The organism is Novosphingopyxis sp. YJ-S2-01, assembly GCF_016093175.1.
GTDB classification, from domain to species: domain Bacteria; phylum Pseudomonadota; class Alphaproteobacteria; order Sphingomonadales; family Sphingomonadaceae; genus Novosphingopyxis; species Novosphingopyxis iocasae.
The window spans coordinates 994,270-1,018,904 of record NZ_JAEDAI010000001.1 but is presented as its reverse complement, the minus strand read 5'-3'; the positions used below and the strand labels follow the sequence as shown (position 1 = coordinate 1,018,904).

Here is a 24,635-nt window from a genome sequence, read left to right as displayed (position 1 = left end):
CCAGGCCGACAGGATTATCGGCGCGGTCTGTTAGAACGTTTCTTCCAGCTCGCGCTGATCGAATCGACCGGCGAGTTGGCGATAGATCGCGGCATACACCGCAGCCAGCACCACGCTGAAGATCGAGCTCGTCACCGAACTTACCAAATTGTTGGCGAAAAGCGCGGCTTCTGCGGGCAAAAGCAGGCTGATCGGAATGCCGATCACCGCGCCGATGGCCGCCAGCGCGATGATGCCGACAATGAAGATGATGAGCAGGAAGAAGAAAATCCGCAGGCTGTTGCCTTTGGTCAGCTGCCAGCTGCGCTTCATTGCCTCGATCGGGTTCTTCACGTCTTCCGCCGCGATCACCGTACCGCCGAGCGTGAATTTGATCGCCAGGTAAATACCCGGAATGATCAGCAGAATGAAGCCGATGCCCACCGCGATTGCGGTAAGGATGCCCAGCAACAGGAAAGGAATAAACAGCTTCACCGCGGTGGCGAGTGCCTCGCCGATCGTCTGTTGGCCACGCAGAAAGATGACATAGAGCGCGATTGATCCGATCAGCGACACGAGCGTGCCGATGAACAGCAGGAGGCCATTTGCGGCGAACCAGTTTTCGTACATCGTCATCATCTGATCCGACGTCTCGATACCCGCAGTATCCATCTGGCCTGCGAAATAGCCCAAGGCCACCTGCGGTAGGAAGAGGAACACCCCTGCGATGGCGAGCGCGGCCTCCTTATGCGCGGAAATCAGCGCGAGCGCCTCGCTCCACGCGTCCGAAAAATCCAGCTTCTGCGCCATGTATAACCCCCTGGTCCTGTGAAGGCCGATTGGTAAAGCGCAGTCCACGGAGAGACAAGGCTTGTCGCTCGTCGTTCGTCGGTCCATCTGGGCCATCGATGGAAAATGCGATGGCAAATGACGCGGCCGGGCTCGTGGCCGGTTCTTCGGTGGATTGGGAAATCGCCGATGGACGGGTGCTCTATCCGGATGCCGTGGCCCGCATGGACGCGCGGCAGGCGGCGATCCGCGAAGGCGAGGAGCGCGAGCTCGTCTGGCTGCTCGAACATCCCCCGCTCTATACCGCCGGTACCAGCGCCGATCCGGCCGAGCTGCTGTCCGCCCGCTTCCCGGTTTACGAAAGCGGGCGCGGCGGGCGCTATACCTATCATGGGCCCGGACAGCGGGTTGGCTATGTGATGATCAACCTTGGCGAGCGAGGCCGCGATGTGCGCTGTTATGTGCATGCCCTGGAAGGCTGGATGATCGCCGCGCTGTCCGATTTCGGCATCGCCGCGCGCCGCGCAGAAGGGCGGATCGGCATCTGGTGCGATGATCAGCAGGGCCGCGAAGCCAAGATCGGCGCGATCGGGGTGCGTGTACGCCGCTGGGTCACCGCGCATGGCTTTGCCGTCAATATCGATCCGGATCTGACGAATTTTGGCGGCATCGTGCCCTGCGGCATCAGCGAATTTCCGGTGACGAGCATGGCCGCCCTCGGTATCGACGCGACGATGGCCGATTTCGACGCGGCGCTGAAACGCCATTTCGATGCGTTTCTGGCGACGGTCGGCGGCGCTTGTGGAGACAAGACATGAAGACGCTCTGGCCGCTCGCCGCGCTGCTGATCCTCGCCGGCTGCGGAGAGAAAGCCGCCGATGAGAGCCCGCAGGACAGGCAGGTTACCGAGACGGTGATGGACAATGTCGATGATCTGCAGGGCACCATCAGCGACGACATGATCTCGATCGACGACATCCGGACGGAAGGGGCGAAGGTCGAAGACGGCCTGCCCCTGCCCTCCGGTGACGCGGCAGCGCCCGAAGAGACTTCTGCCGACGGCAGTGCGCCTGCCGATAGCGGCGGCGATCCGGAGACTGCCGCCGAATAACGGGAACGATCGCTCGGCTCCGGCGCTTTGAATAGCAAAGCACGCAGGAGCCCTCCCATGACCATTGATACCCGCAATCCCGCCACCGGCGAACAGCTGGAAAGCTATGCCGAACTGACCGAGAGTGAGATCGAGACCAAGCTCGCCAAGGCGGCGGACCGCTATGCCGATTGGCGCCAGAGCGATTACAAGACGCGCACCGATCTCCTCGCCTCCATCGCCGATGCATTCGAAAGCCGCAGCGAGGAACTGGGCCGTCAGATTACGCTGGAAATGGGCAAGACTTTCGCCTCGGCTAAGGCGGAGGCGGAGAAATGCGCTACAGCCTTCCGCTTCTACGCCGAAAACGGCCCGGCGCTTCTGGAGGATCAGCCGTGGGAGCGTGCCGACGGCAAGGTCTATACCCGCTATTTGCCGATGGGCCCGGTGCTGGCCGTCATGCCCTGGAACTTCCCGCTCTGGCAGGCCGTCCGCTTTCTCGCGCCGACCATCATGGCCGGCAATGTCGGCCTGCTGAAACATGCCAGCGTGACCATGGGCTGCGCCGAACTGATGGACCAGGTGCTCCGCGATGCGGGTGCGCCGGAGGGCCTCTTCCAGAACCTCGTGATCAAATCCGATGCGGTGGCGGCCATCGTGGAAGATGACCGGATCGTCGCCGCCACCCTGACCGGCAGCGAAGGTGCCGGCTCCGCGGTTGCCGAGACGGCGGGCAGGTGCCTCAAGAAAATGGTGCTGGAACTGGGCGGCTCCGATCCGTTCATAGTCATGCCGTCCGCCGACATTGCCGATGCAGCGGAAAAGGCGGTGAAGGCGCGCATCCAGAACACCGGCCAGAGCTGCATCTGCGGCAAGCGCATGATCGTCCAAGCAGATGTCTATGACGCGTTCATGGACAAATTCCGCGCGGGCATGAAGGCTGTGACATGGGGCGATCCGTTCGATGAAAACACCGACATGGGGCCACTCTCCAGCTTTGATCAGCGCGACACCGTACTCAAGCAGATCGAAAAGGTTCGCCAGACGGACGCCACCGTCGAATTTGGCGGCGAAGCGGGGGACGATGACGGCGCGTTCATGGATGCGGGCATCATCTCCGGCATGACCACCGACAATCCGCTGATGGAAGAGGAACTGTTCGGCCCCGTCGCAATGGTCTTCAAAGCCGACGACGCGGACGACGCGATCCGCATCGCCAATGCCTCCCTTTATGGGCTGGGATCGGCCGTCTTCACGCAGGACGAGGATGAACAGCAGCGCTTCGCCAACGAAATCGAATCAGGCATGACCGCGTTCAATCAGGTGCTCGCATCCATGCCCGAAGCACCCTTCGGCGGGATCAAGCGCTCCGGCTATGGCCGCGAACTCAGCGCCTTCGGCCTGCACGAATTCATGAACGCGAAGACCGTGTTCGCCAGCTGAACCGGCGCGAGCTTTTCGAGATACGTCCAGCGCTCCTGAATGGCGGGAGCGCCGGACGGTTTCGCTCAGTTCTGCGACCGCTCGGCAGGTTCGGGCAGATTTTCGGGCGTGTCGACATTATCCATCGATCCTGCATCGTGAAGATCGGTTTCGTTGCGGGGGAGCACGGTCATCGAGCCGTCCGACTCCAGGATCACCCAGTTCGCGTCTTTCACGTCAGTAATTCCGTGTGCCCTCAGAACGCTGTATAGCTCGGCCTGCGATATGCGCGCGCCAAGCATCGCACTTTCAAGGACATTTCCCTTGTGCGTCAGCAGGGTCGGCGATGCCTTGATCAACTTGGTTACGAAGTCGGATCGAACTGCGAGCCAAGTCAGCGCGAACTGCAGCAAGGCGATGACAATGATCGCACCGGCGGCATGCGTGGCGGGGACGCTGTCAAGAAGTATGCCCGAAGCGGCAAGACTTCCCACGGTGATGTTGATGATCCAATCAAAATTGTTGAGCTGCGCGGTCGTGCGTTTGCCCATTACGCGCACCAGAATCACGATCAGCAGATAGAATAATAATGCTGAGATCAGGACATCGCCAAGCGCATCCCAACCGATAAACCAATCACTACTGTCATCCATGATGGCGACCTAATAAAGCCTGCTGGTCACCTCAACCGCCAGGGCGTTCATCTGGCGGATTTACAACAAAGATCATGCGGCTTTCGCACGGATTCATCCGTATTGATGCCCTCAGACGCCCTCTTCCGTACGGAGCGCCTTGCGGTCCAGTTTGCCGATCATGGTCTTGGGCAATTCGTCACGCACCACTACGGCCTGCACCCGCTCATGCTTGCCGACCTTGGGGTTCAGCCAGGCGGTAAGCGTTTCGCCGTCAACGTCCGCACCGTCGTTCAGCGTCACGAACGCCTTGGGCAGCTCGCCATGATAATCGTCGGGAACACCGATGACGAGCGCGTCGCGCACAGCCTCATGCGTGTAAAGCACGTCTTCGATATGGCTCGGGAAAACCTTGAAGCCGCCCACGGCAATCATGTCCTTCAACCGGTCGACAATGGCGACAAAGCCGTCTGCATCGATCGTCGCAACGTCGCCGGTGCGCAGATATTCGCCGCTAAACACTTTGGCGTCCGCATCCGGGCGGTTCCAGTAACCCTTCATTACCTGCGGCCCGGCAAAAACCAGTTCGCCGGGCTCGCCATCGGGAGCAGGCTTCGAGGGGTCTTCCTTGTCGAGCAGCTTGATGCGTGTGCCGGGAAGCGGCTGGCCGATGGTGCCGATCTTCCCCTCACGCGCATAAGGATTGCTGGAGACCACGCCCGAGCTTTCGGTCAGCCCATAGCCCTCGATCAGCGTGGAGCCAGTCAACTCCTCCCACCGCTTCTTGACGGTCTCGGTCAGCGGCGCGCCGCCGGAAATGCAGTATTTCAGCGACGTGAAGTCGGTCTTTTCGATCGCCGGATGGTCCAACAGCGCCTGATACATGGTCGGCACACCCGGCATCGACACAGGCCGCGTGCGCTGGATAGCCTTCAGCGCATCGCCCGCATCAAAACGCGGCAGCATGACGATCTCACCGCCGCGCAGTACGGTGCGGTTGAGCACGCAGGTGTTGGCGAACACATGGAACAGCGGCAGCACGCCCATGATCCGATCGACCGGATCGAGGCCGGGATCGATCAGCTGCACCTGCCGTGCATTGGCGGTCAGGCTCTGATGCGTCAGCATCGCGCCCTTGGGCGTCCCGGTGGTGCCGCCTGTATATTGTAGCAGCGCCACCTCATCCGGATGCGCTTCGGGCAGGTCCAACTGGCCATCATTGTCCACCAGAGCAGACCAACGCGTTACCGCCTTGTCCTTCGGAATCTGCGCGATGTCGGCGCGTTTCAGCAGGCGATAGGCAATGCCCTTGGCCGTCGGCAGCGCTTCGGCAACGGAGCCGACCACCAGCCGCTCGAGCGAGCTGTCCTTAAGCACCTTCAATGCCGTCGGCAGAAGCGCCTTGGCGTCCACCGTGATCAGCAGCTTGGTGCCCGAATCCTCAACCTGATGGGCGAGTTCGGCGGGGCTGTAGAGCGGCGAGAAATTGACCACCGTCATTCCCGCAATCATCGCACCATAATAGCCCGCGATATAATGCGGCACGTTGGGCAGAAACAGACCGACCCTGTCGCCCGGCTTCAGGCCAAGCCCGATCAGACCGGCGGCAACCTGCATCGCCCGGCTGCCGAGATAATCATAGCTGAACTTGCGGCCCATGAAATCGACCAGCGGTGCATCGCCATTCTCGCGCACCGAACGCGCGAACATCTGCGGCATGGTAAGCGGCGGGAAATCCTGCTCCCAGTCATGAGGGTGCCGATAGGTCGCTCCGTTCCAGATGCTGTCGCTCATGTCCTGTCTCCTAGTTGACAGTCATGTAAGCGAGCAAAAGTCTGGGAGCAACGGTCCGTTTCGGCGCTTCGACCTACCGGAGTGCCGGAATATCCAAAAGAAAAGGCCCGCCGCTCCGGCACAAACCGGAACGACGGGCCTTGGTTGTTTTTCCGACGCCGCGGCCAGCTCTCGCTAGCGCGAAGCGCGCCGATCAGCGCTTGAAAAGATTTTCCGCGGTCAGCTCTTCGGTGCGAGGGGCTTCGCTGCCCTCGGCCGCTTCGCCATCTTCGCCTTCGCGCAGCGCTTCCTCGGCGAGGCGCTTTTCCTCGGCGCGTTCGGCGCGCAGTTCCTCGATCAGGGCCGCACGGTCCACACCGCGCTTCTCTTCGTCGATGCCCTGCTCCTCGATACCGGCCTTCTTCGCCGCCTTGGCGACCACCGCATCAAGCTCACGCTGCGAGCAGAGACCCAGCGTCACCGGATCCTTCGGCTGAATTTCCGTGATGTTCCAGTGGCTGCGCTCACGGATCGCGTTGATCGTGTTGCGCGTGGTGCCGATCAGCTTGCAGACCTGCGCGTCCGAAATTTCGGGGTGATTGCGCAGCAGCCAGGCAATGCCGTCCGGCTTGTCCTGACGCTTGGAAACCGGCGTGTAGCGCGGGCCCTTGGTGCGGCGGACCTGCTCGGGGCCCTTCTGGATCTTCAGTTTGTAATCGGCATCGGCCTGGCCGCGCTCGATCTCTTCCAGCGTCAGTTCGCCCGCGCGCACCGGATCGCGGCCGGTATATTTGCTGCTGGTCATGTCGTCGGCCATCGCCTGGACTTCCAGGATATGGAGGCCGCAGAAATCGGCGATCTGGTCGAAGCCGAGCGAGCTGTTGTCGACCAGCCAGGCGGCGGTCGCGTGGGGCATCAAGGGGGTGGCTTTTTCGGCCATCGCATCGTCTCCAAACAATAAGGGCCACCCCTCGCGGGATGGCCATGCATGGTGACAATGTAGGGCAAAGCCGGGCTTGCGGCAAGCGCCCAGTGACAGCGCCCGCGTTCAGGCCGCTCGATCGGCCCCAAACGAGTCCACCGAAGGCTCCAGAGCGGAGAGAAACTGGCGTGCGCTCGCCTCCCAGGTGAAACGCGATCCATAAGCGGCGCAGTCGGCGCGATCGAGCGGAAGAGCGGCGGCAATGGCCTCCTTCAGCCGCTCGGACATTGCCCCGACCTGCGGTTCCAGCACGTCGAGCGGGCCTGGCACCGGATAGGCGGCAACGGGCGTGCCGCAGGCCAGAGCCTCGATCATGACAAGCCCGAAGGTGTCGGTGCGCGAGGGAAAGACGAAGCAATCCGCCCCGGCGTAGCAACCAGCCAGCTCCGCGCCCGACTTGGGGCCGAGAAAATGTGCCTCGCCGAACTTCGCCTCCAGCTCCTCGCGTGCGGGTCCATCACCCACCACCACCTTGCTGCCCGGCACATCAGCCGCGAGGAAAGCCTCGACATTCTTCTCCACCGCCACGCGGCCGACATAGAGCAGGATGGGGCGCGGCAGATCGTCAAACAGCGCAGGGCGCGGCGCGGTGGGTGAAAAGTCATCTAGATCGACGCCCCTGCCCCAGTGCGCCAGATGCGTGATGCCATGTGCGCGAAGCTGCTCTGCGATGCTGTCGGTAGCCACCATCACGCGGGCGGAACGCGCATGAAAACGGCGCATGAGTGGCCAGATCCACTCCGGCGACATGCCCGTTCGCCGCGCGACATAATCGGGAAACATGGTGTGGAAGGCGGTGGTGAAGGCATGGCCTTCGCGAATGCACCAACGTCTGGCGGCAAGGCAGAGCGGCCCTTCGGTGGAAAGGTGGATCGCATCGGGCGCGAACGCCTCCAGCATTTGACCAACCGTCCGGCTGCTGGCGAGCGCGAGGCGAATTTCCGGATAGGTCGGACAGGGGAAATTGGCGAACTGATCGGGCGAGATCACAAGGATATCATGACCCATATCGCGCAATTGCCGGCTCACGCTGGTCAACGTGCGGACCACGCCGTTGACCTGCGGGTGCCAGGCATCGGTGACGATGGCGATCTTCATCGCCTTAAAACCTAGCCGGGCCGCGAAAGCTCCGGCGATGGCCGCGATCCGGGATCACTCGGCGGCTTCCAGCATGGGCTCAGCCTCCAGCGCATCTTCCTGCTCACGCCGGGCGACTTCATCGGCCCAGTGGAGGATTTCCATGCGACCATCGAAATGTTCCACCAGCGCGGTACACCCCTCCACCCAGTCGCCATCATTATAGTAATCAATGCCGTCGATCCGGCGGTATTCGGCGGTGTGGATGTGGCCGGCGACCACGCCGTCAACGCCGCGGTTCTGCGCCGCTCGCGCGACCAGCTCCTCGAAGCGGGAGATGAACTCCACCGCATTCTTAACCTTGTGCTTGGCCGCCTTGGACAGCGACCAATAAGGCATCCCCAGCCGCTTTCGCACCAGATTGGTGACGTGGTTGAGCCGCATCATCAGCTCATAAGCGGTGTCCCCCACGAAGGCGAGCCAGCGGTGAGCCAGCATGATCGTGTCGAACTCATCGCCGTGCAGGATCAAAAGGCGCCGCCCGTCCGCGGTATCGTGGAAGGCGGCGCGCTTGATCTCCACCCCGCCGAAATTCAGGCCGGTGAACTGGCGGAACATCTCGTCATGATTGCCAGGCACGTAGACGATCCGCGTGCCGCGCTTGGCGCGTTTCAGGATGCGCCAGACGATGTCATTATGCGCCGCGGGCCAGTAGAACTTCTTCTTGAGGCGCCAGCCGTCGATGATGTCGCCCACCAGATACATCGTTTCACTGTCGACATGGTCGAGGAAATCGATGAGGAGTTCCGCGTTGCAGCCGCGCGTGCCGAGATGAACGTCCGAAATCCAGACGGTACGATATTTCTTCCGATGAATGTCGCGCGCCTTCGGCTGCAGACGCAGGCGTTCGTCATAGAGCTTTTCATCGAGCGCGGCGGAAAAGTCGGCCAGAGCATTCATCGACGCTCCCCTTCCCAGATCATTCGGTTCCCGGAACCGTCCGATGCACGGGGTTTATGACAGGGGAAGCGAGATGCGGTGAAAGTTTTTTGACATTTCACCTGTCGCCGACATTCTGTTTACTGACGCGGGCGCCACACAAGACTTGTCAGGTCTTGAGGATAATCTTTCCGATATGGTCGCCCGCTTCCATGTGCGCGTGCGCCGCCGCCGCTTCTTTTAGCGGAAAGACCTTGTCGATTTCCGCGCGCAGCTTGCCCTCTTCCACGAACGGCCAGACATTGTTCGCGATCTCGTCCGCCAGAAGCGTCTTGAAGCCGGTATCACGCGCGCGCAGGGTCGAACCCGTCAAGACCAGACGTCGCTGCATGATCTGAACGATCGAAATCTCCGCGCTCATACCGCGCTGAAACGCAATCGATACGTGCCGCCCGTCTTCGGCAAGGCACTGGATATTGCGCGGCACATAATCCCCGCCCACCATGTCCAGAACGACATTCACGCCATTGCCGTCGGTCAACCGTTTGATCTCTTCGACGAAATCGCTCGACTTGTAATTGATCGCAGCGTCCGCGCCCACTTTCTCAGCGGCTTCGCATTTCTCGTCCGATCCGCAGGTGACGTACACGGTGATGCCGAATAGCTTGGCAAGCTTGATCGCCATGGTTCCGATGCCGCTGGTACCGCCATGGACGAGCAGCCGCTCGCCCTGCGCCGCATAGCCCCGTTCGAACACATTGTGCCACACGGTGAACAGCGTCTCGGGAAGCGCGGCGGCCTCTTCCATGCTCACACCTTCTGGCACGGACAGGCACTGGCCGACAGGGGCCGTACAATATTCGGCATAGCCGCCGCCGGACACCAGGGCACAAACCGGCTGGCCGAGCATTTCCTCGCCCACGCCTTCACCCAATGCGACGATTTCTCCGGCGATTTCCAGGCCAGGCAGATCGGAAGCACCGGGCGGCGGGGGGTAATTCCCCTTGCGCTGGAGCACGTCGGGCCGGTTGACACCGGCGGCGGCAACGCGGATCAGCACCTCACCCTCCTGCGGGCGCGGCACCGCTCGCTCGGCCGGTTTCAGCGCATCCGGCCCGCCCGGCTCGCCGATCTCGACGCAGGTCATGGTCCCGGGAAGGTCGGCACTTCGGCTCATCGCACTTGCCCTTCTGTCACATCAGCAGCCCCCCGCTGCGATATCCGGCCAGGTTATTGACATATGCCGCCCCCGCGTCAACATTTCCCCTGATGACCGAGTCCGACGAACCACGCCCCTCCGCGCCGCTGACGCAGCTGCTGCGTGAGGACCTGGACCCGTTGTCGGTGACCGAGCTCGATGCCCGCATTGCTGCCCTCCACGGCGAGATCGCGCGCTGCGAGGCGAAGAAAAAGGCCGCGGTCCATCACCGCGCGAGTGCCGACGCGCTGTTCAAACGTTGAACGCTCCGGGCGAGCGCGCCAGCCGTCCTTCAGCCGTCCGCGACGGGCCACCCGTTGAAAGTCGGCCCCGCATTTCCGACATTATCCTTGAACCATTGCGAAAGCCGGTCATCATGTGAACCGACCGCTCGCACCCATCGCGGCCCGCCGGCCGCTCCCGGAGACCAGCATGCCTAGCTTCACCGAATCACTTGAAAAAACCCTGCACCAGGCGCTCATGAACGCCTCGGACCGGCGGCACGAATATGCCACGCTCGAGCATCTCCTCCTCGCGCTGATCGAGGACAACGATGCTGCCAAGGTCATGCAGAGCTGCGGCGTTGATCTGGGTGAACTGGGCGAGGCCGTCACCACTTATCTCGATACCGAGCTCGACAGCTTGCGCGTCACGGGCAAGAAGGTGGACCCCTCCCCCACCAGCGGATTTCAGCGCGTGGTCCAGCGCGCGATCCTGCATGTGCAGAGCTCTGGCAAGGACCTCGTCACCGGTGCCAATGTCTTGGTGGCACTCTTTTCCGAACGCGAAAGCTATGCCGTCTATTTCCTGCAGCAGCAGGATATGAGCCGCCTCGATGCGGTCAGCTTCATCAGCCACGGCGTCGGCAAGAACGGTGCGGTCGAGGCCAGCGAAGAGCCCGCCGAACAGGGCGAAAAAGCCGAAGACAAGGACGGCAAGTCCAAGAAAGACGGCGCGCTCGAACAATTCACCGTCGATCTCAACGCCAAGGCCGCCGCTGGCAAGATCGATCCGCTGATCGGCCGGTCGCTGGAGGTGGACCGCACCATCCAGATCCTGTGCCGCCGCTCCAAGAACAATCCGCTCTATGTGGGCGAACCGGGCGTGGGCAAGACCGCCATCGCCGAAGGGCTCGCGCGCCGCATCCACGAAGGCAATGTGCCCGACGTGCTGAAGGAAGCGACGATCTACTCGCTCGACATGGGCGCGCTGCTCGCCGGCACCCGCTATCGCGGCGATTTCGAGGAGCGGCTGAAGTCGGTCGTCTCGGAGCTGGAAAAGCTGCCGCATGCGGTGCTGTTCATCGACGAGATTCACACCGTGATCGGTGCGGGCGCGACCAGCGGCGGGGCCATGGATGCCTCGAACCTGCTAAAGCCTGCGCTCTCCAACGGCTCGATCCGCTGCGTCGGCTCCACAACCTACAAGGAGTTCCGCAACCATTTCGAAAAGGATCGCGCGCTGCTGCGCCGGTTCCAGAAGATTGACGTGAACGAGCCGACGATCGAGGACACGGTGAAGATCCTCGCAGGACTTCGCAGCGCGTTCGAAGAGCATCACAATGTAAAGTATACGCCCGATGCGATCCGCAGCGCGGTGGAGCTTTCGGCGCGCTACATCAATGACCGTAAGCTGCCCGACAAAGCGATCGACGTGATTGACGAAGTCGGCGCAATGCAGATGCTGCTGCCGCAGAGCCGCCGCCGCAAGATGATCACTCCTGCAGAGATCGAGAAGGTGATCGCGACGATGGCGCGCATCCCGCCCAAACAGGTGTCGAGCGATGACAAGTCCTCGCTCGCCAATCTGGAGAGCGATCTGAAGCGCGTCGTGTTCGGCCAGGACAAGGCGATCGAAGTTCTGTCCAGCGCGATCAAGCTCAGCCGGGCAGGCCTGCGCGATCCGGACAAGCCGATCGGCAACTATCTGTTCTCCGGCCCCACCGGCGTCGGCAAGACGGAAGTCGCGCGCCAACTGTCCTCGATCCTCGGCATTCCGCTAAAACGCTTCGACATGAGCGAATATATGGAGCGCCACAGCGTCTCCCGCCTGATCGGTGCGCCTCCGGGCTATGTCGGCTATGATCAGGGCGGCCTACTGACCGATGCGGTCGATCAGAACCCGCATTCGGTGCTGCTGCTCGACGAAATCGAGAAGGCCCATCCGGACCTGTTCAACATCCTGCTCCAAGTGATGGATAACGGCCGCCTGACCGATCACCACGGCAAGACGGTGGATTTCCGCAACGTCATCCTGATCATGACGACGAACGCGGGCGCCAGCGACATGGCCAAGGAAGGCATCGGCTTCGGCACCAACATTTCGAAGGAAGATGCCAGCGAAGAGGCGGTAAAAAACCTGTTCTCGCCGGAGTTCCGCAACCGCCTCGATGCAATCGTGCCGTTCGCCTATCTGCCGACGGAGGTCGTCGGCCGCGTCGTGGAAAAATTCATCCTGCAGCTGGAAATGCAGCTGGAAGACCAGGGCGTTCACATCAGCTTGGACGAGGATGCCAAGGCTTGGCTCACCGAACGCGGTTATGACCGCCTCTATGGCGCGCGCCCGATGGGCCGCCTCATTCAGGAGAAGATCAAGCAGCCGCTCGCCGAGGAACTGCTGTTCGGCAAGCTCGAACATGGCGGCGAAGTGAGCGTCCGTGTGAAGGAAGACCAACCGACCTTCGAAATCACGCCGGCACCGCCCAAGGGCAAAGGCAAGAAGAAGAAAAAGACCAAGCCCAAGAAGCCGAGCGAAGCGGAATAAGAAAGCTGGGGGCGGCGAACCGATCGGTTCGCCGCCCTTTCTGCATCTATCATCATGACAGATCCCGGCACCGTCATCCTGCTGCATGGCTTCTTCATGCGGCCTATCACCATGCTGCCGGTGGAGCGCTCGCTGCGAAAGGCAGGGTTCGATACAGCCTCACCGCCCTATCGATCTCGCGCGCACGCCTTTGAGCAGATCGTCGAAGACCTGCTCCCGGCGCTACGCGGCGCTGGCAAAGGCCCGGTCCATTTCGTAACGCACAGCATGGGCGGGCTGGTGGCACGCGCGCTGATCGCGCGAGCAAGACCTGCGGAGATGGGCAAGGTCGTGATGCTGGGGCCGCCGCATCATGGCAGCGAGTGGGTGGACCTACTCGCCGCCGCGCGCATCGGCGGTGCCTTTTTCGGTCCTGCCGAGGAAGTTTTGTCGCTGCGAAGACCTGAGCGGGTGGAGACCCTGATGGGCCAGCCCGACTATCCGCTCGGCATCATCGCTGGCGACCGGCCTTACGGCCTGCCCTTCATTTCGCAGCGCATAATGCCTGGCCCGCATGACGGCGCGGTGTCCGTCGCCTCGACCCATTTGGAGGGCGAGGACGACCATATCGTGCTGCCGGTGTCGCACAGCGGCATGATGTGGAACCGCACGGTACAGGGTCAGATCGTTCATTTCTTGCGGCACGGGAAGTTCGCGCGCAAAAGCTGACGGACCCCTTTCCACTTCAAAGGACCGCCATGCTCCGTTTCCCGCTTCCGTTGATGGCGCTGATTGCGGCGCTTGCCTCCCCCGCCCTCGCGGTCGATCCCGGCCAGCCGCCGCTGACGGAGCGCACCGCCGAAACCGGCCTGCCGTTGACGCCCGAGCAGCAATCCGTCGACTTCACCCATGCGGACCTGAGCTGGCGCATCGATCCGGAGACGCAGAGCATTACCGGCGACGCGACACTGACGTTGAAGGTGGAAAAACCGATCCGCACGATCCGGTTCGACCTCGACCGCAATCTGCCGGTCTCTGCGATCGATGTGGACGGCAAGCCCCGCCCCGCGTCCGCATGGAACAATCCGGAAGGCCAGCTCACCATCCGCCTACCCCGAAACTATCGGGCAGGCGAAGAACTGAAGCTGCGCATCCGCTATGCCGGCACGCCGCATGTTGCGGTCCGCGCGCCGTGGGATGGCGGCTTCGTCTGGTCGAAGACGCCCGGCGGCGCGCCTTGGATCGCAACCGCAGTGCAGGGCGAAGGCTGCGATCTGTTCTGGCCCTGCTTCGACAGCAGCGAGATCGAGATCGATACGGTCGATCTCCACATCACCGTGCCGCAAGGTCTCGCCGCGCCTTCGAACGGCCGCTTCATCGGCAAGCAGGACAATGCCGACGGCACCGTCACCTGGAACTGGCGCGCGCAGCATCCGAACAATTATGCCATCGCGCTTAACATCGCGCCCTATGAAAGCATCGGCGCAGACTATCGAAGCCGGTTCGGCAACGTCATTCCGATGACCTATTGGTTCCTGCCCGGCGAACAGGCGCAGGCGGAGGAGTTGTTCAGCGAATTCGCGCCGACGCTCGATTTCTTCGAAAGCACCATCGGCCCCTACCCCTTCGGCGATGAAAAGATGGGCGTGGTGGAGACGCCGCATCTCGGCATGGAGCACCAGACGATCAACGCCTATGGCAATGGCTATAAGAAGTCCGCCGAGGGATATGACTGGCTGTTCCACCACGAATTCAGCCACGAATGGTTCGGCAACCAGCTCACCAATGAGAATTGGGACGATATGTGGCTACACGAAGGGCTCGGCAGTTATATGCAGCCGCTTTACCTGCGTTGGCGCGGCGGCGAGATGCCTTATATGGCCGCGCTCGCCAAGCAACGCGCGCAGATCAAGAATCGCTTCCCGCTCGTCTCGGGCCAACCGCGAACCGAAGATCAGGTCTATAACGATGCGGATGGCCCGGGCCTCGATATCTATGTGAAGGGCAGCTGGGTCGCGCACAGCCTGCGCGAACTGATCGGCGACGAAGCCTTTTTCCGAACGCTGCGGCGCGAAGTTTACGGTCGGCCCGATCCAGCGCCCGGCAATTTCGAACCGCGCTTCGGCTCCAGCACCGAATTTCAGCGGATCGCCAGCGAAGAGGCGGGCCGCGATCTCGGTTGGTTCTTCGATATCTATCTGCGCCGGGCGGAATTGCCCAAGCTGGTCACGAGCCGCAACGGCACGACGCTGGACCTTGTTTGGCAGACGCCGGACGATCTGCCTTTCCCCATGCCGGTCGAAATCTGGGCGGACGGCACGCCGTTGACGGTCGATATGGAGGGCAATCGCGGCAGCGTGGAACTGCCCTCACCCGACGCGCATGTCGTGCTCGATCCGCACGCCAGGATTCTGCGCCAGTCGGACGATATCGATGCGTTCCAGGCATGGCAGGCGGCGCAAACGGCGGAGTGAGCGCCCGGTTCAGCGCTGCGCAAGGCACCCTCGTCCACCGGCGCGACGCAATGCGAAATAATTCTCGCCCGATCTGTCCTATTACTCTAACACAGTAGAGATGAGCGAAGGCTACAGAGACTTGCCCCGCGGCGGCGGGTACGCACAGCCCGGTCCCGCAGGCACGACCGACTGGGACGATTACGGTGCCGGGGCTGCGCCTCTGCCTCCGCTCGAGGAAGAGCAGCCGAAGCGCGGCTGGCTGCGCCGCCATTGGCGTTGGCGCTACCTTAAATGGGCAGGCTATGCCGCGTTCGCGGCGTTTGTACTGCTGCTTTGCTGGCTGCTGCTGTTCGTGCCGGTCTCGCGTACGGCCAAGCCGCTGGTGCCGCCGCAGATTGTCCTTGAAACCTCCGATGGCCAAGCGATTGCGCGCAAAGGACCGATCATGGCCGCGCCGGTCGATATCGCCAAACTCCCGCCCCATCTGGTCGATGCTTTCCTCGCCACTGAAGACCGCCGTTTCTACGACCATTGGGGCATCGATCCGCGTGGCATTGCGCGCGCTCTCTGGACCAATATTAGCTCGGACGAGCAACAGGGCGGCAGCACGATTACGCAGCAGCTCGCCAAGCTCAGCTATCTGAAGCTCGATCGCACGGTCGCGCGCAAGCTGAAGGAGGTGCCGATCGCGCTGTGGCTGGAGGCGTGGCTAACCAAGGACGAGATTCTGGAGCGCTACCTCTCCAACGCCTATTTCGGCGACAATGTTTACGGCCTGCGCGCCGCCTCGCTCCATTATTTCTACCGCCAGCCGGAGCGGCTGACGCTGACGCAGGCGGCAATGCTGGCGGGGCTGGTGAAGGCCCCGTCCACGCTGGCACCCACGCGCAATTACAAGGGGGCCGTTGCACGCGAGAAGGTGGTGCTCTCCGCCATGGCGGACGCCGGCTATCTTACGCCCGATGCGGCGCGTTCAGTCAGACCGGCGGTGATCGACCACCGTGCAGATCAGACGGCCCCAGCAGGCTCCTATTTCGCGGACTGGGCGCTCGGTCAGGCGCGCGCGGTGACCGAGGATGCGGGCTATGAAACGGTGCATGTCCGCACGACGCTCGACCGGCGCCTGCAGGCCCTCGCGCAGCGGATCGCGCGCCGTTCCACACCGGCAGGCGCGCAGGTGGCGATCGTGGCGATGCGGACGAATGGGGACGTGGTCGCCATGGTGGGGGGCAAGGATTATGAGACGTCCAAGTTCAACCGCGCCGTACAGGCGCGCCGCCAGCCTGGGTCCACTTTCAAGCTTATCGTGTATCTCGCGGCGCTGCAGAGCGGAATGACGCCCGACACCATCGTGGACGACAGCCCGATCACGAGCGGAGACTACCGGCCTGAAAATGCGGGCGGTCGCTACCGCGGGCAAATCACGCTGCGCGACGCGTTCGCCGCCTCCAGCAATGTCGTTGCGGTCAAGCTGTACAAGCAACTGGGCTCGGACGCGATCGCGCGCGCCGCGCGGTCTCTCGGCATCGAAGAGGAGTTGCCCGCCAATGCCAGCGTGGCGCTCGGCACCGCTGGCGTCAGTCTGGTGGATCTCACCGCCGCCTTTGCCGGCATCGCAGCGGACTATGCCCCGGTGGAACCGCACGCTTTACCGCGCAGCGAAAAGGGATTTTTCGACAAACTGCTCGACGGCAAGCAGGACATCGGCTCGCGCACCCGCGAGGAAATGCGCGACCTGCTGGCCGCCAATATCGCCAGCGGCACCGGCCGGGCCGCGGCACTGGGAATCCCGGCATTCGGCAAGACTGGCACGAGCCAGGACAGCCGCGATACGCTGTTCGTGGGCTTTGCGGGCGATCTGGTCGTCGGCGTCTGGATCGGCAAGGACGACAACAGCTCCCTGGGCCGCGCCAGCGGCGGCGGCGTGCCTGCGCGGATGTGGAAGGATTTTATGATTGGGGCGATTCCCGGCGCAGCGCCGCGCGTCGCGCCAGAGCCTGCACCGATCGAAGAGGAAGGGGATACCATCCCCGATTTCGAGCTGCCCGGTAACCTGGACATCGGGCCGGACGGCGATCTGTCAGTCGAAGGCAACATCAACGGCAATGCCGTCAGGATTGGACGGGAAGGCGTGCGTATTCAGCCGAATGAGGAGACGCAGCGCCGCCTGGACCAGCTCGATCGACGGCGCGACCAGATCGAGCGCGCGGTGGAGGATGCGGCGCGGCAGGCAGAGGCCCAGGGCCGCGCTCAGGAGGCCGCGCAGCAGCCGCCTAGAGGGCAATAATCAAAGGGAACAATCAGGCGAACGCGCAGCCGCGCCCTGAAACGAAAAAGGCCGACGCAACGCGCCGGCCTTTTTCGTTCCCCATTATTGGGCGTCAGGAATAACCGTTACCCGGCCGAGCTTACCGTAGAGCTCTTCCCAGGCAGCAAGGCGGCGCTGATACTCCGCATAATCGTCGTAGAATTCCACGAAAAGGTTATCGATCTGCGAGAGTGCCTGAGCGGAGAATGCCGGCAGCTGATCAGACGAAACCTGCGACGATTGCGGAGCGAGCTCCAGCATCAGATCGCAGAACTTGCCGGTAACCGGCGGCAGCGAGAAATAATTGTAGAGATCCGTCATCGACGTATCGCGAATGCGATTGGAGTCGCCCGCAGGATAACGGGCACGAAAGGCCGTATCCAACCGCCGGTTGACCTGGCTGAGCAAAGCCTCATGGGCATTCAGATAGTTCTTATAATCGTCCGCGAAGCGCAGATATTTCGGCTGCAAACAGTTCAGCGCCGCGACATTGAAGGCGGATCGGAAGTTCCACACAACCTCATCCGTTTCCAGGCCGCGATTGGGCGTCATCCGCACATCGTCGACGCCCTTGGGCGGGATATACATGCCGGTGGCCGCTCCGAGCGGCGGGATCGGCCGTGGCGGAGCCGCGGAGGGAACGATGATCGGCGGCGGAGGCGGCGCTGGCGGCGGAGGCGCCGCGCAAGCCGCCAAGGTGGTCAGTCCGGCCAGTAACGCAGCCCGGGCGACGGTCTTCGACATGAAATTTAACCCTCTCGAAACACTGGCCATCCGTGTGACATTGCGGGGAGTCTTTGGAAACCCCCTTGTGACGAACGGAGACAACAAAACGCCCGGCAGCATGGCTGGCCGGGCGTCCGTTTATCGAGGCTGAATGGGCTGGCGCTTAATCGCGCGCCGCACCCATGAAGCGCAGGAGGAACAAGAACATGTTGATGAAATCGAGATAGAGGTTCAGCGCCCCCATGATCACGACCTTCTGCATGAATTCCGTACCGCGCACCGCCTGGTAAAGGCTCTTCAGCTTCTGGGTATCGTAGGCGGTGAGGCCTGCGAAGATTAGCACGCCAATCGCGCTGATCGCGAGATCGAGAACCGTCGAACCCAGGAAGATATTCACGATGCTGGCGACGATCAAGCCGACCACACCCATGATAAGGAATGTGCCCCATCCGCTCAGATCCTTCTTCGTGGTATAGCCATAGAGGCTGAGACCCGCGAAGGCGCCTGCCGTGGCGAAGAAGGTCGTGGCAATCGACGCGCCGGTATACATCAGGAAGATGCTGCTGAGCGAAAGGCCCATCAGCACGGCAAAGCCCCAGTACATCGCTTGCAGCGTTCCGGCAGAGAACTTGCCCTGGCCGAAGCTCATCGCGAACACGATAGCGAGCGGTGAGAGCATGATGATCCATGCCAGCGCGCCGCCGCCAAGCAGAACCTGCTCGGCCATGCCCGAACGTGCAAACAGCATCGCGACCACGCCGGTCAGCAGAACGCCGCTCGCCATGTAATTGTAAATCTTCAACATATAGGCGCGCAGACCTTCGTCGAAGGCTTCGCCGGTACCGGCCTGTCCGGGATAGGTACGTGCGCCGGTCGCTCTTGGATCGGGCCATGCCATAATAAGGAAACTCCTAAGGTTTTCGTATGTGACAGCATTGCCACACGCCCGGTGAATATCACCTTTATGCGAGTGATTTTCAAGTCATTGCGCCGCGGCTTTCTCCCGCTATCCTGCGCCGTCCATGTCCCACCGCCTGTTCATCGGTTTGCGCCCGCCTGAAAATGTCCGCGACGCGCTTCTCGACGCGATGGAGCATATTGAGGATGCGCGCTGGCAGGACGATGGCCAGCTTCACATCACCTTGCGCTTTCTGGGCGACGTAGCGCGGCCGGAGGCGAATGAGCTGGGCGAAGCCCTGGGCGGGATCCGTATGGAGCCGTTCGACGTCGCGATCGAAGGCGTCGGACATTTCGAGCGCAAGGGAAAGCCCAGGGCGGTATGGGCGCGCGTGCTACCGAGCGAGCCGTTGATGACGCTCAAGCGCAAGATAGACCGTGTCTGCAATGCCTGCGGACATGAAGATGAGCACCGCAAGTTTCTGCCGCACATTACGCTTGCACGGCTTAACACGAGCAGCGGTCCGATCGGAGATTTTCTGGCGGCACAGGCCGCCCTGAGGGTGCCGGCCTTCACGGTGCGGGAATTTACCCTGTTCGAAAGCCGGCTCAGCCGACACGGATCGCATTACGAGCCGGTGGCCGGCTACTTGCTCGACTGAGCCTCCACCCGGTCGGCGATGGCGTTTGCGATCAGCACAGCGTCGCGCCATGCCGCATCGAACTCGGCCTTTCCAAATTGATAGGGGTCCTGCACGCTCTCCCCCTCGCGGCCATCAACCAGATCAAGCGCAAGTAGAAGCGTGGCCTGCCCATCATTCGGCGCCAGCGTTTGAAGATCAGTCAGATTCTGGCGGTCCATCGCGACGATCCAGTCGAAATCGCGAAAATCGCTTCCCCGCACCTGCCGCGCCCGCAAAGACGATGCATCAGTGCCATGGCGCTGCGCGGCCTCGATCGTGCGAGGGTCCGGCGGATCACCGATATGCCAGTCTCCGGTGCCCGCGCTGTCGACGTCGATCGAAAGGCCGCGCCGCTCGGCTTCATCTTGCAGGGCAACCTCCGCCAAAGGCGAGCGGCAGATATTGCCGAGACAGACGAAAAGAATGCGAAAGGTCATCGGTGACCCTCATGATTGCCAAAGGTCCACGCTCTGTTACAGCGGTGGCAGGAAGAGGCAAGGAGAGGCCCGATGCAAACATCCGCACCGGCAGAGGGGACGATCGATCCCGACGCCAAGACGCCTGCTTATGCCTGGTATCTGCTCTCCGTCCTGATCCTCGTTTATATTCTCAACTTTATCGATCGGCAGGTGCTGAGCATTCTTGCCGAAGATGTGAAGCGTGACTTGAACCTGACCGATGGAGACATCGGCTTCCTCTACGGCACTGCTTTTGGAGTGTTTTACGCGCTGTTCGGGATTCCCCTCGGCCGATTGGCGGACAGCTGGCACCGCGTGCGCTTGATGACGCTGGGCCTCAGCCTCTGGTCGGTCATGACCGCATTGTCCGGTTTGGCCCGCAATGGCGCCATGCTGACCGGCGCGCGTGTGGGAGTCGGAATCGGCGAGGCGACCGCCTCGCCCAGCGCCTATTCGCTGATTTCGGACTGGTTTCCGAAGAAGCGCCGCGGGCTTGCGCTTTCGCTTTACAGCTCGGGCCTTTATCTTGGCGGCGGCCTGTCGCTCGGTCTGGGTGGACTGGTGGTTCAGAACTGGAATGAGGCCTATCCCGTCAAGGCGATGGCGCCGCTGGGACTGGCGGGCTGGCAAGCGGCGTTTCTGGCGGTGGGCTTGCCGGGGCTTCTTCTCGCATTGTGGGTCTTCACCTTGCGTGAGCCCGTTCGCGGACAGTCGGAGGGCATCGAAAGCAAGGTCCGTCCCCATCCCTTTCGGGACTTTTTCGCCGAACTCGTCACCATACTCCCGCCCCTAACGCTGATCGGCGCCGCGCGCTCGGGCAATCTCCTGCGCAACCTCGCGGTTGCCCTGTTGGTCACAGGCATCGTTTGCGGCCTGATCGCTCTGGGCGAACCGGTGCTGCAGTGGAGCGCCGTTGGGATCGGTGCTTATGCGGTTTATAGCTGGGCGAGTGCTCTTCGGCGTAGCGATCCGCCGACATTCGCGCTTATCTTGGGCACGCCGGCCTTCCTGCTCACCGTCCTGGCCTATGGCTTGAATGCCTTCCTCAGCTATTCGGTCAGCTTCTGGGCATCCCCTTATGCGCTGCGCACCTTTGCAGTCTCTGAGAGCGAGGTGGGCTGGATTGTCGGCAGCCTTGGCGCATCGGCCGGTTTTCTAGGCGTTATCGCCGGCGGATGGGTGGGCGACCGGCTGCGCGTAAAACATGCGGCGGGACGGCTATGGGTGGTAATTTTCGGCGCGATCGCTCCGATCCCGGCAATCGCCATTGCGTTCACCACCGATAATGCAACGCTCTTCTTCGCGATGCTGTTTCCTGCTCAGGCGCTTGCAAGTGCTGCGCTGGGGGCAGCGGCGGCCACGACGCAGGATCTGGTTCTGCCGCGCATGCGCGGCACCGCAACGGCAAGCTTCTTCATTGGCACGACCCTGATCGGCCTTGCTTTAGGTCCTTATCTTGCAGGACGTGTTTCCGCGTTGACGAGCAGTCTTTCGACCGGGGTGTTGTCGCTACTGCTGACAGCGCCGATCGCGTTGATCGCCGCAATCATGGCGGCGCGTCTGCTGCCGGCCGCGGAAGCGAGCGCACAAGAGCGCGCCCGGGCGGCCGGCGAGGACATTTGATACCGCGGCGGATTAGCCGGTCTTGGTGAACACACCGCAAGCAAGACGGGCACCGCTATCGCCCGAAGGATCGGTCATCTGATCGTCCTGACCTTCGTGGACGATGAACGCTGCGCCATCGGCGTCTAGCAATGCATTAGTGCCGTTTTCCAACGATGCGTTCTCGATCGGACGCTCTAGGTGGCCCGTCCCGTCTGCGGCTACCTCAAGGTTGACGAAATCGCCCATGTGCGAGCCATTATCACTTTTCAGGCCGTGGCTCTTATTGGTCGGATTCCAGTGGCCTCCAGCGCTTTTGAAATCCGGTGCATCGCATTGTCCGGTGGTGTGGATATGGACACCGTGATTACCAGGCGGCATTCCGTTGACGTCGAGCACAAGGTCCAGTCCGGAAGCGGTCTGCATGACTTTTGCTTCGCCCACCGACTTGCCGTCGGCTGTCTTCAACATTGCGGTGGCAGTCTCGCCGCTGGCTGGGGAAGTCGCCTCGCCTGCTGGAACAGTGGCGACTTCGCTCGTTTCCTCCTGCGAGGCAGGCTCGCCGCACGCGGCCAATGCCAGGACCGAGAACGATGCTGCAAAGGCGATGATTTTCATAAGCTGTCTCCCTGTGATGGTTGTCGGTTCAACCAGCGAGGGACACTGAAGTTTCCGGCGAGAAAATCCGGCTGGGGGAGCTGGCTAGCGCCTCCCTGCTATAAGGCCGCTATGTGCGGACGCGCGAACAAGCCGGTTTGCACTGATTAAGCTATTGCCACGGACTGAAGCGAAAGCGCTGAAACAGGACTGACTCACGGCGTTTGGCTGAAAACCTCGTTCGATGTTCAGCTTTCAGGAAAACCCGCCGGCTCTGACTGATTTACGCAGGACCGTGCACGAGCAATGTACGATTTGGGCAGCGCTGCAGAAGAGACACCGCTGGGAGAACCGCTGAAATCCATAGTCAGCACTGTGTAAGGCGCTGAGCATGACCGGAGCATCGCTCAGCATGGAACACCGCCATTATGGTCGGGCTGGCGCGCTAATACAGCGGATCAAGATGAGTGGCGAACGAGCCAATAATCCGGAACTACGGATACAAAAAGAAAAGGGCCGGTCTTTCGACCAGCCCTTTCCCATTTTCGATTGGATCGCGAGAGATCAGTAACCGGCGCCGGGGCCGTAGGTGATCCGAACGCGACGGTTCTGCGGCTCGCGCACGCCGTCGGCGGTCGGGACGCGCAGGTCCGTTTCGCCGAATGCTTCGCTCGAGATACGCGCAGCGGGGATGCCGCGCGACTGCAGATAGGACTGGACCGAAGCGTTACGACGCTCGGACAGGCCGATGTTGTACTGTGCGGTACCCGAGGTGTCGGTGTAACCAGCGAGCATGACGCGCGCCGATCCACAGTTGGCATACTGAGCAACCGCGTTATCGAGCACGGTAGCAGCGTCCGGACGGATGTTCGACTTATCCCAGTCGAAGAACACCAGATACGGACCCTCGTTGCAGGCCGGCGGAGCTGCTGCAGGCGGCGGCGGCGGCGGCGGCGGAGCTGCTGCCGGCGGCGGCGGCGGCGGCGGAGCAACGACGGGCTCAGGAGCGCCGAAGTTGAAGATCAGGCTGCCAAGGATGCTGTGCGAACGATAACGACCCTCATAGGTGTCGCCAAGGTTGCTCACCAGGTCCACATTCGGAACGTTGAAGAACTTGTACTTCAGGCCGACGTCGATGTTGGTGGTCAGCGGAGCGCGAACGCCCGCAATAGCCTGCCAAGCAAAACCGGTGTCAGAATCGTCCACGAACGTATTCGCCACCGTTGCAACCTGCTTCACGCGAGCCACACCGGCACCACCGCCAACGAAGCCCTGGATGCCGTCGTCGTCACCGAAGTCAAGCATGCCGTTCAGCATGAAGCTGAGCGCATCGGTGTAACCGTTGACGTCGTTAACCGAACCGGCAAGGAGGTTTCCGCCAATACCTTGCGAGCCGGTAATCACCTCGTCAGCATCGGCGCGCTGGTAGCCAACTTCGGCTTCGATACGAAACGCGCCAAAGTCGTAACCGACGATGCCGTCGAAGTTGTAACCGTAATCATGATCGATCGTCAGATCGTCGTTGACACCGTTCACGTCGAAGTCGGTGTCTTCGACGAGCATGGGCCCGCCTTCAACGCCGGCATACCACGCGCCGTCACGCGCCATGGCAGGCGTGAGCGCGGTGGTGGCGAGCGCCACACCTATTGCTAGCTTACGCATTAAATTCCCCTCTATCTATTTAGGAACTAAATTCGGTAGTTATCTACTATCCGGACGCTGCAACGGGCGCAAGCGGGCATTGGTTCCCACTGTTGCGAAAATGTCTACTTTTTCCGCTCCTCCTGGGCAAAAATCATGTCAGGTCATGGCGCGATCATTACGAAACCGTAGCAACGACAATCCCGGCTCGTTCCAAGACCGTAACAAGAGCCGCCAGCGAATCGCGCACTTCGACATCAATAACCGATCCGCCCGACGGCAAGACGATATGATCCGCTGCCGACCACGCCCCGCCCCGGTAAACGAGCGATCCGCCGGACGAGCGATCGAAAATGCGCATGGACTCGACCGGGGCCGCGAACCGCCACCCGCCCGCTGTCCAGCCGGCCAAATGGTTCGCATGCCCGCTCCAGGCCCCAGAAGCTTGCACACCGACACACCAGCACTGGCCCGGTTGCGGCATAAGCATTGAAGGGTCATCAGAGATTCCCTCGCAAACCGGATGGAGCAGCATATCGATCAGCGCGAGCGCTTCGTTATGCGTCGTCTCCTTCTGCGCTTGGGCCAAGGCCAGGAAAGGAAGGGCGAAACGGCTACTGGCCAGTTCGGTCATGATAATCTCC

23 protein-coding genes are annotated in these 24,635 nt (G+C 61.9%); 10 read left to right on the top strand and 13 right to left on the bottom strand.

Annotated elements, in window-relative coordinates; translation table 11 throughout:
- Positions 1-30: 30 nt before the first annotated feature.
- Entirely contained in the window at positions 31-789 is a 759-nt protein-coding gene (locus I6A82_RS04975; RefSeq protein WP_198093994.1) for a glycerophosphoryl diester phosphodiesterase membrane domain-containing protein, read from the bottom strand.
- Between the two features lie 110 nt (positions 790-899).
- Here I6A82_RS04975 and lipB point away from each other — a divergent pair, with 110 nt between their 5' ends.
- The 3 genes from lipB to I6A82_RS04960 are packed head-to-tail and all read left to right on the top strand — an operon-like array spanning position 900 to position 3,301.
- Positions 900-1,586 (top strand): lipoyl(octanoyl) transferase LipB, encoded by a 687-nt coding sequence (gene lipB / locus I6A82_RS04970; protein ID WP_198093993.1) that lies wholly within the window; start codon positions 900-902, stop codon positions 1,584-1,586.
- Positions 1,583-1,879 (top strand): hypothetical protein, encoded by a 297-nt coding sequence (locus I6A82_RS04965; protein WP_198093992.1) that lies wholly within the window; start codon positions 1,583-1,585, stop codon positions 1,877-1,879. Before lipB ends, I6A82_RS04965 begins: the two co-directional genes overlap by 4 nt.
- Before the next feature lie 57 nt (positions 1,880-1,936).
- Positions 1,937-3,301: an NAD-dependent succinate-semialdehyde dehydrogenase gene (locus tag I6A82_RS04960; protein ID WP_198093991.1), complete on the top strand. Its 1,365-nt coding sequence runs from the start codon at positions 1,937-1,939 to the stop codon at positions 3,299-3,301.
- A gap of 65 nt (positions 3,302-3,366) precedes the next feature.
- Here I6A82_RS04960 and I6A82_RS04955 read toward each other — a convergent pair whose 3' ends face one another.
- The 6 genes from I6A82_RS04955 to I6A82_RS04930 form a co-directional block, all read right to left on the bottom strand.
- Positions 3,367-3,933, bottom strand: a complete 567-nt coding sequence (locus tag I6A82_RS04955; protein ID WP_198093990.1) for a DUF421 domain-containing protein — start codon at positions 3,931-3,933, stop codon at positions 3,367-3,369.
- Positions 3,934-4,044: 111 nt separating this feature from the next.
- Positions 4,045-5,706, bottom strand: a complete 1,662-nt coding sequence (locus tag I6A82_RS04950) for a long-chain-fatty-acid--CoA ligase (RefSeq protein WP_198093989.1) — start codon at positions 5,704-5,706, stop codon at positions 4,045-4,047.
- Between the two features lie 193 nt (positions 5,707-5,899).
- Positions 5,900-6,625, bottom strand: a complete 726-nt coding sequence (locus I6A82_RS04945; RefSeq protein ID WP_198093988.1) for a DUF1013 domain-containing protein — start codon at positions 6,623-6,625, stop codon at positions 5,900-5,902.
- A gap of 108 nt (positions 6,626-6,733) precedes the next feature.
- The gene (locus tag I6A82_RS04940) at positions 6,734-7,765 is read right to left on the bottom strand and encodes a glycosyltransferase family 4 protein (protein ID WP_198093987.1); all 1,032 of its coding nucleotides are present in this window, start codon (positions 7,763-7,765) and stop codon (positions 6,734-6,736) included.
- Between the two features lie 54 nt (positions 7,766-7,819).
- On the bottom strand, positions 7,820-8,704 hold the full coding sequence (locus I6A82_RS04935) for a UDP-2,3-diacylglucosamine diphosphatase (RefSeq protein WP_198093986.1): 885 nt from the start codon (positions 8,702-8,704) through the stop codon (positions 7,820-7,822).
- A 148-nt stretch (positions 8,705-8,852) separates the two neighbouring features.
- A complete protein-coding gene (locus I6A82_RS04930; RefSeq protein WP_198093985.1) occupies positions 8,853-9,860 on the bottom strand; it encodes an NAD(P)H-quinone oxidoreductase in 1,008 nt (335 codons plus the stop codon).
- Positions 9,861-9,952: 92 nt separating this feature from the next.
- On the opposite strand from I6A82_RS04930, the gene I6A82_RS04925 reads away from it, so the two are divergent.
- From I6A82_RS04925 to I6A82_RS04905, 5 genes are all read left to right on the top strand, one after another.
- Complete coding sequence (locus I6A82_RS04925) at positions 9,953-10,144, top strand: DUF1192 domain-containing protein (protein ID WP_198093984.1); 192 nt, start codon at positions 9,953-9,955, stop codon at positions 10,142-10,144.
- Positions 10,145-10,313: 169 nt separating this feature from the next.
- Positions 10,314-12,644, top strand: coding sequence for an ATP-dependent Clp protease ATP-binding subunit ClpA (gene clpA, locus I6A82_RS04920; protein ID WP_198093983.1), 2,331 nt, complete (start codon positions 10,314-10,316; stop codon positions 12,642-12,644).
- Between the two features lie 54 nt (positions 12,645-12,698).
- Complete coding sequence (locus tag I6A82_RS04915; protein WP_198093982.1) at positions 12,699-13,352, top strand: alpha/beta fold hydrolase; 654 nt, start codon at positions 12,699-12,701, stop codon at positions 13,350-13,352.
- Between the two features lie 29 nt (positions 13,353-13,381).
- A complete protein-coding gene (locus I6A82_RS04910) occupies positions 13,382-15,097 on the top strand; it encodes a M1 family metallopeptidase (protein WP_232343293.1) in 1,716 nt (571 codons plus the stop codon).
- Between the two features lie 100 nt (positions 15,098-15,197).
- Positions 15,198-17,366, top strand: a complete 2,169-nt coding sequence (locus I6A82_RS04905; protein ID WP_198093981.1) for a transglycosylase domain-containing protein — start codon at positions 15,198-15,200, stop codon at positions 17,364-17,366.
- An 84-nt stretch (positions 17,367-17,450) separates the two neighbouring features.
- On the opposite strand, the gene I6A82_RS04900 is transcribed toward I6A82_RS04905, so the two are convergent.
- Positions 17,451-18,233 carry a hypothetical protein gene (locus I6A82_RS04900; protein ID WP_198093980.1) on the bottom strand — a complete coding sequence of 261 codons (783 nt, stop codon included), beginning with the start codon at positions 18,231-18,233 and terminating at the stop codon, positions 17,451-17,453.
- Positions 18,234-18,276: 43 nt separating this feature from the next.
- Positions 18,277-19,011 (bottom strand): Bax inhibitor-1/YccA family protein, encoded by a 735-nt coding sequence (locus tag I6A82_RS04895; RefSeq protein WP_187335301.1) that lies wholly within the window; start codon positions 19,009-19,011, stop codon positions 18,277-18,279.
- A gap of 124 nt (positions 19,012-19,135) precedes the next feature.
- Here I6A82_RS04895 and thpR point away from each other — a divergent pair, with 124 nt between their 5' ends.
- A complete protein-coding gene (gene thpR / locus I6A82_RS04890) occupies positions 19,136-19,672 on the top strand; it encodes an RNA 2',3'-cyclic phosphodiesterase (RefSeq protein WP_198093979.1) in 537 nt (178 codons plus the stop codon).
- Here thpR and I6A82_RS04885 read toward each other — a convergent pair.
- Entirely contained in the window at positions 19,657-20,130 is a 474-nt protein-coding gene (locus I6A82_RS04885; protein ID WP_198093978.1) for a low molecular weight protein-tyrosine-phosphatase, read from the bottom strand. The two genes, thpR and I6A82_RS04885, sit on opposite strands and share 16 nt — an antisense overlap.
- 72 nt (positions 20,131-20,202) lie before the next feature.
- Between I6A82_RS04885 and I6A82_RS04880 the strand changes: the two genes are divergently transcribed.
- Positions 20,203-21,774 carry an MFS transporter gene (locus I6A82_RS04880; protein ID WP_187335298.1) on the top strand — a complete coding sequence of 524 codons (1,572 nt, stop codon included), beginning with the start codon at positions 20,203-20,205 and terminating at the stop codon, positions 21,772-21,774.
- Between the two features lie 12 nt (positions 21,775-21,786).
- Here I6A82_RS04880 and I6A82_RS04875 read toward each other — a convergent pair whose 3' ends face one another.
- The 3 genes from I6A82_RS04875 to I6A82_RS04865 all read right to left on the bottom strand — a co-directional run bounded on the left by I6A82_RS04875 (position 21,787) and on the right by I6A82_RS04865 (position 24,625).
- The gene (locus I6A82_RS04875) at positions 21,787-22,371 is read right to left on the bottom strand and encodes a superoxide dismutase family protein (protein WP_198093977.1); all 585 of its coding nucleotides are present in this window, start codon (positions 22,369-22,371) and stop codon (positions 21,787-21,789) included.
- Between the two features lie 543 nt (positions 22,372-22,914).
- Positions 22,915-24,012: an OmpA family protein gene (locus I6A82_RS04870; RefSeq protein WP_198093976.1), complete on the bottom strand. Its 1,098-nt coding sequence runs from the start codon at positions 24,010-24,012 to the stop codon at positions 22,915-22,917.
- Between the two features lie 157 nt (positions 24,013-24,169).
- Positions 24,170-24,625 (bottom strand): DUF2793 domain-containing protein, encoded by a 456-nt coding sequence (locus tag I6A82_RS04865; RefSeq protein WP_198093975.1) that lies wholly within the window; start codon positions 24,623-24,625, stop codon positions 24,170-24,172.
- Positions 24,626-24,635: the final 10 nt, after the last annotated feature.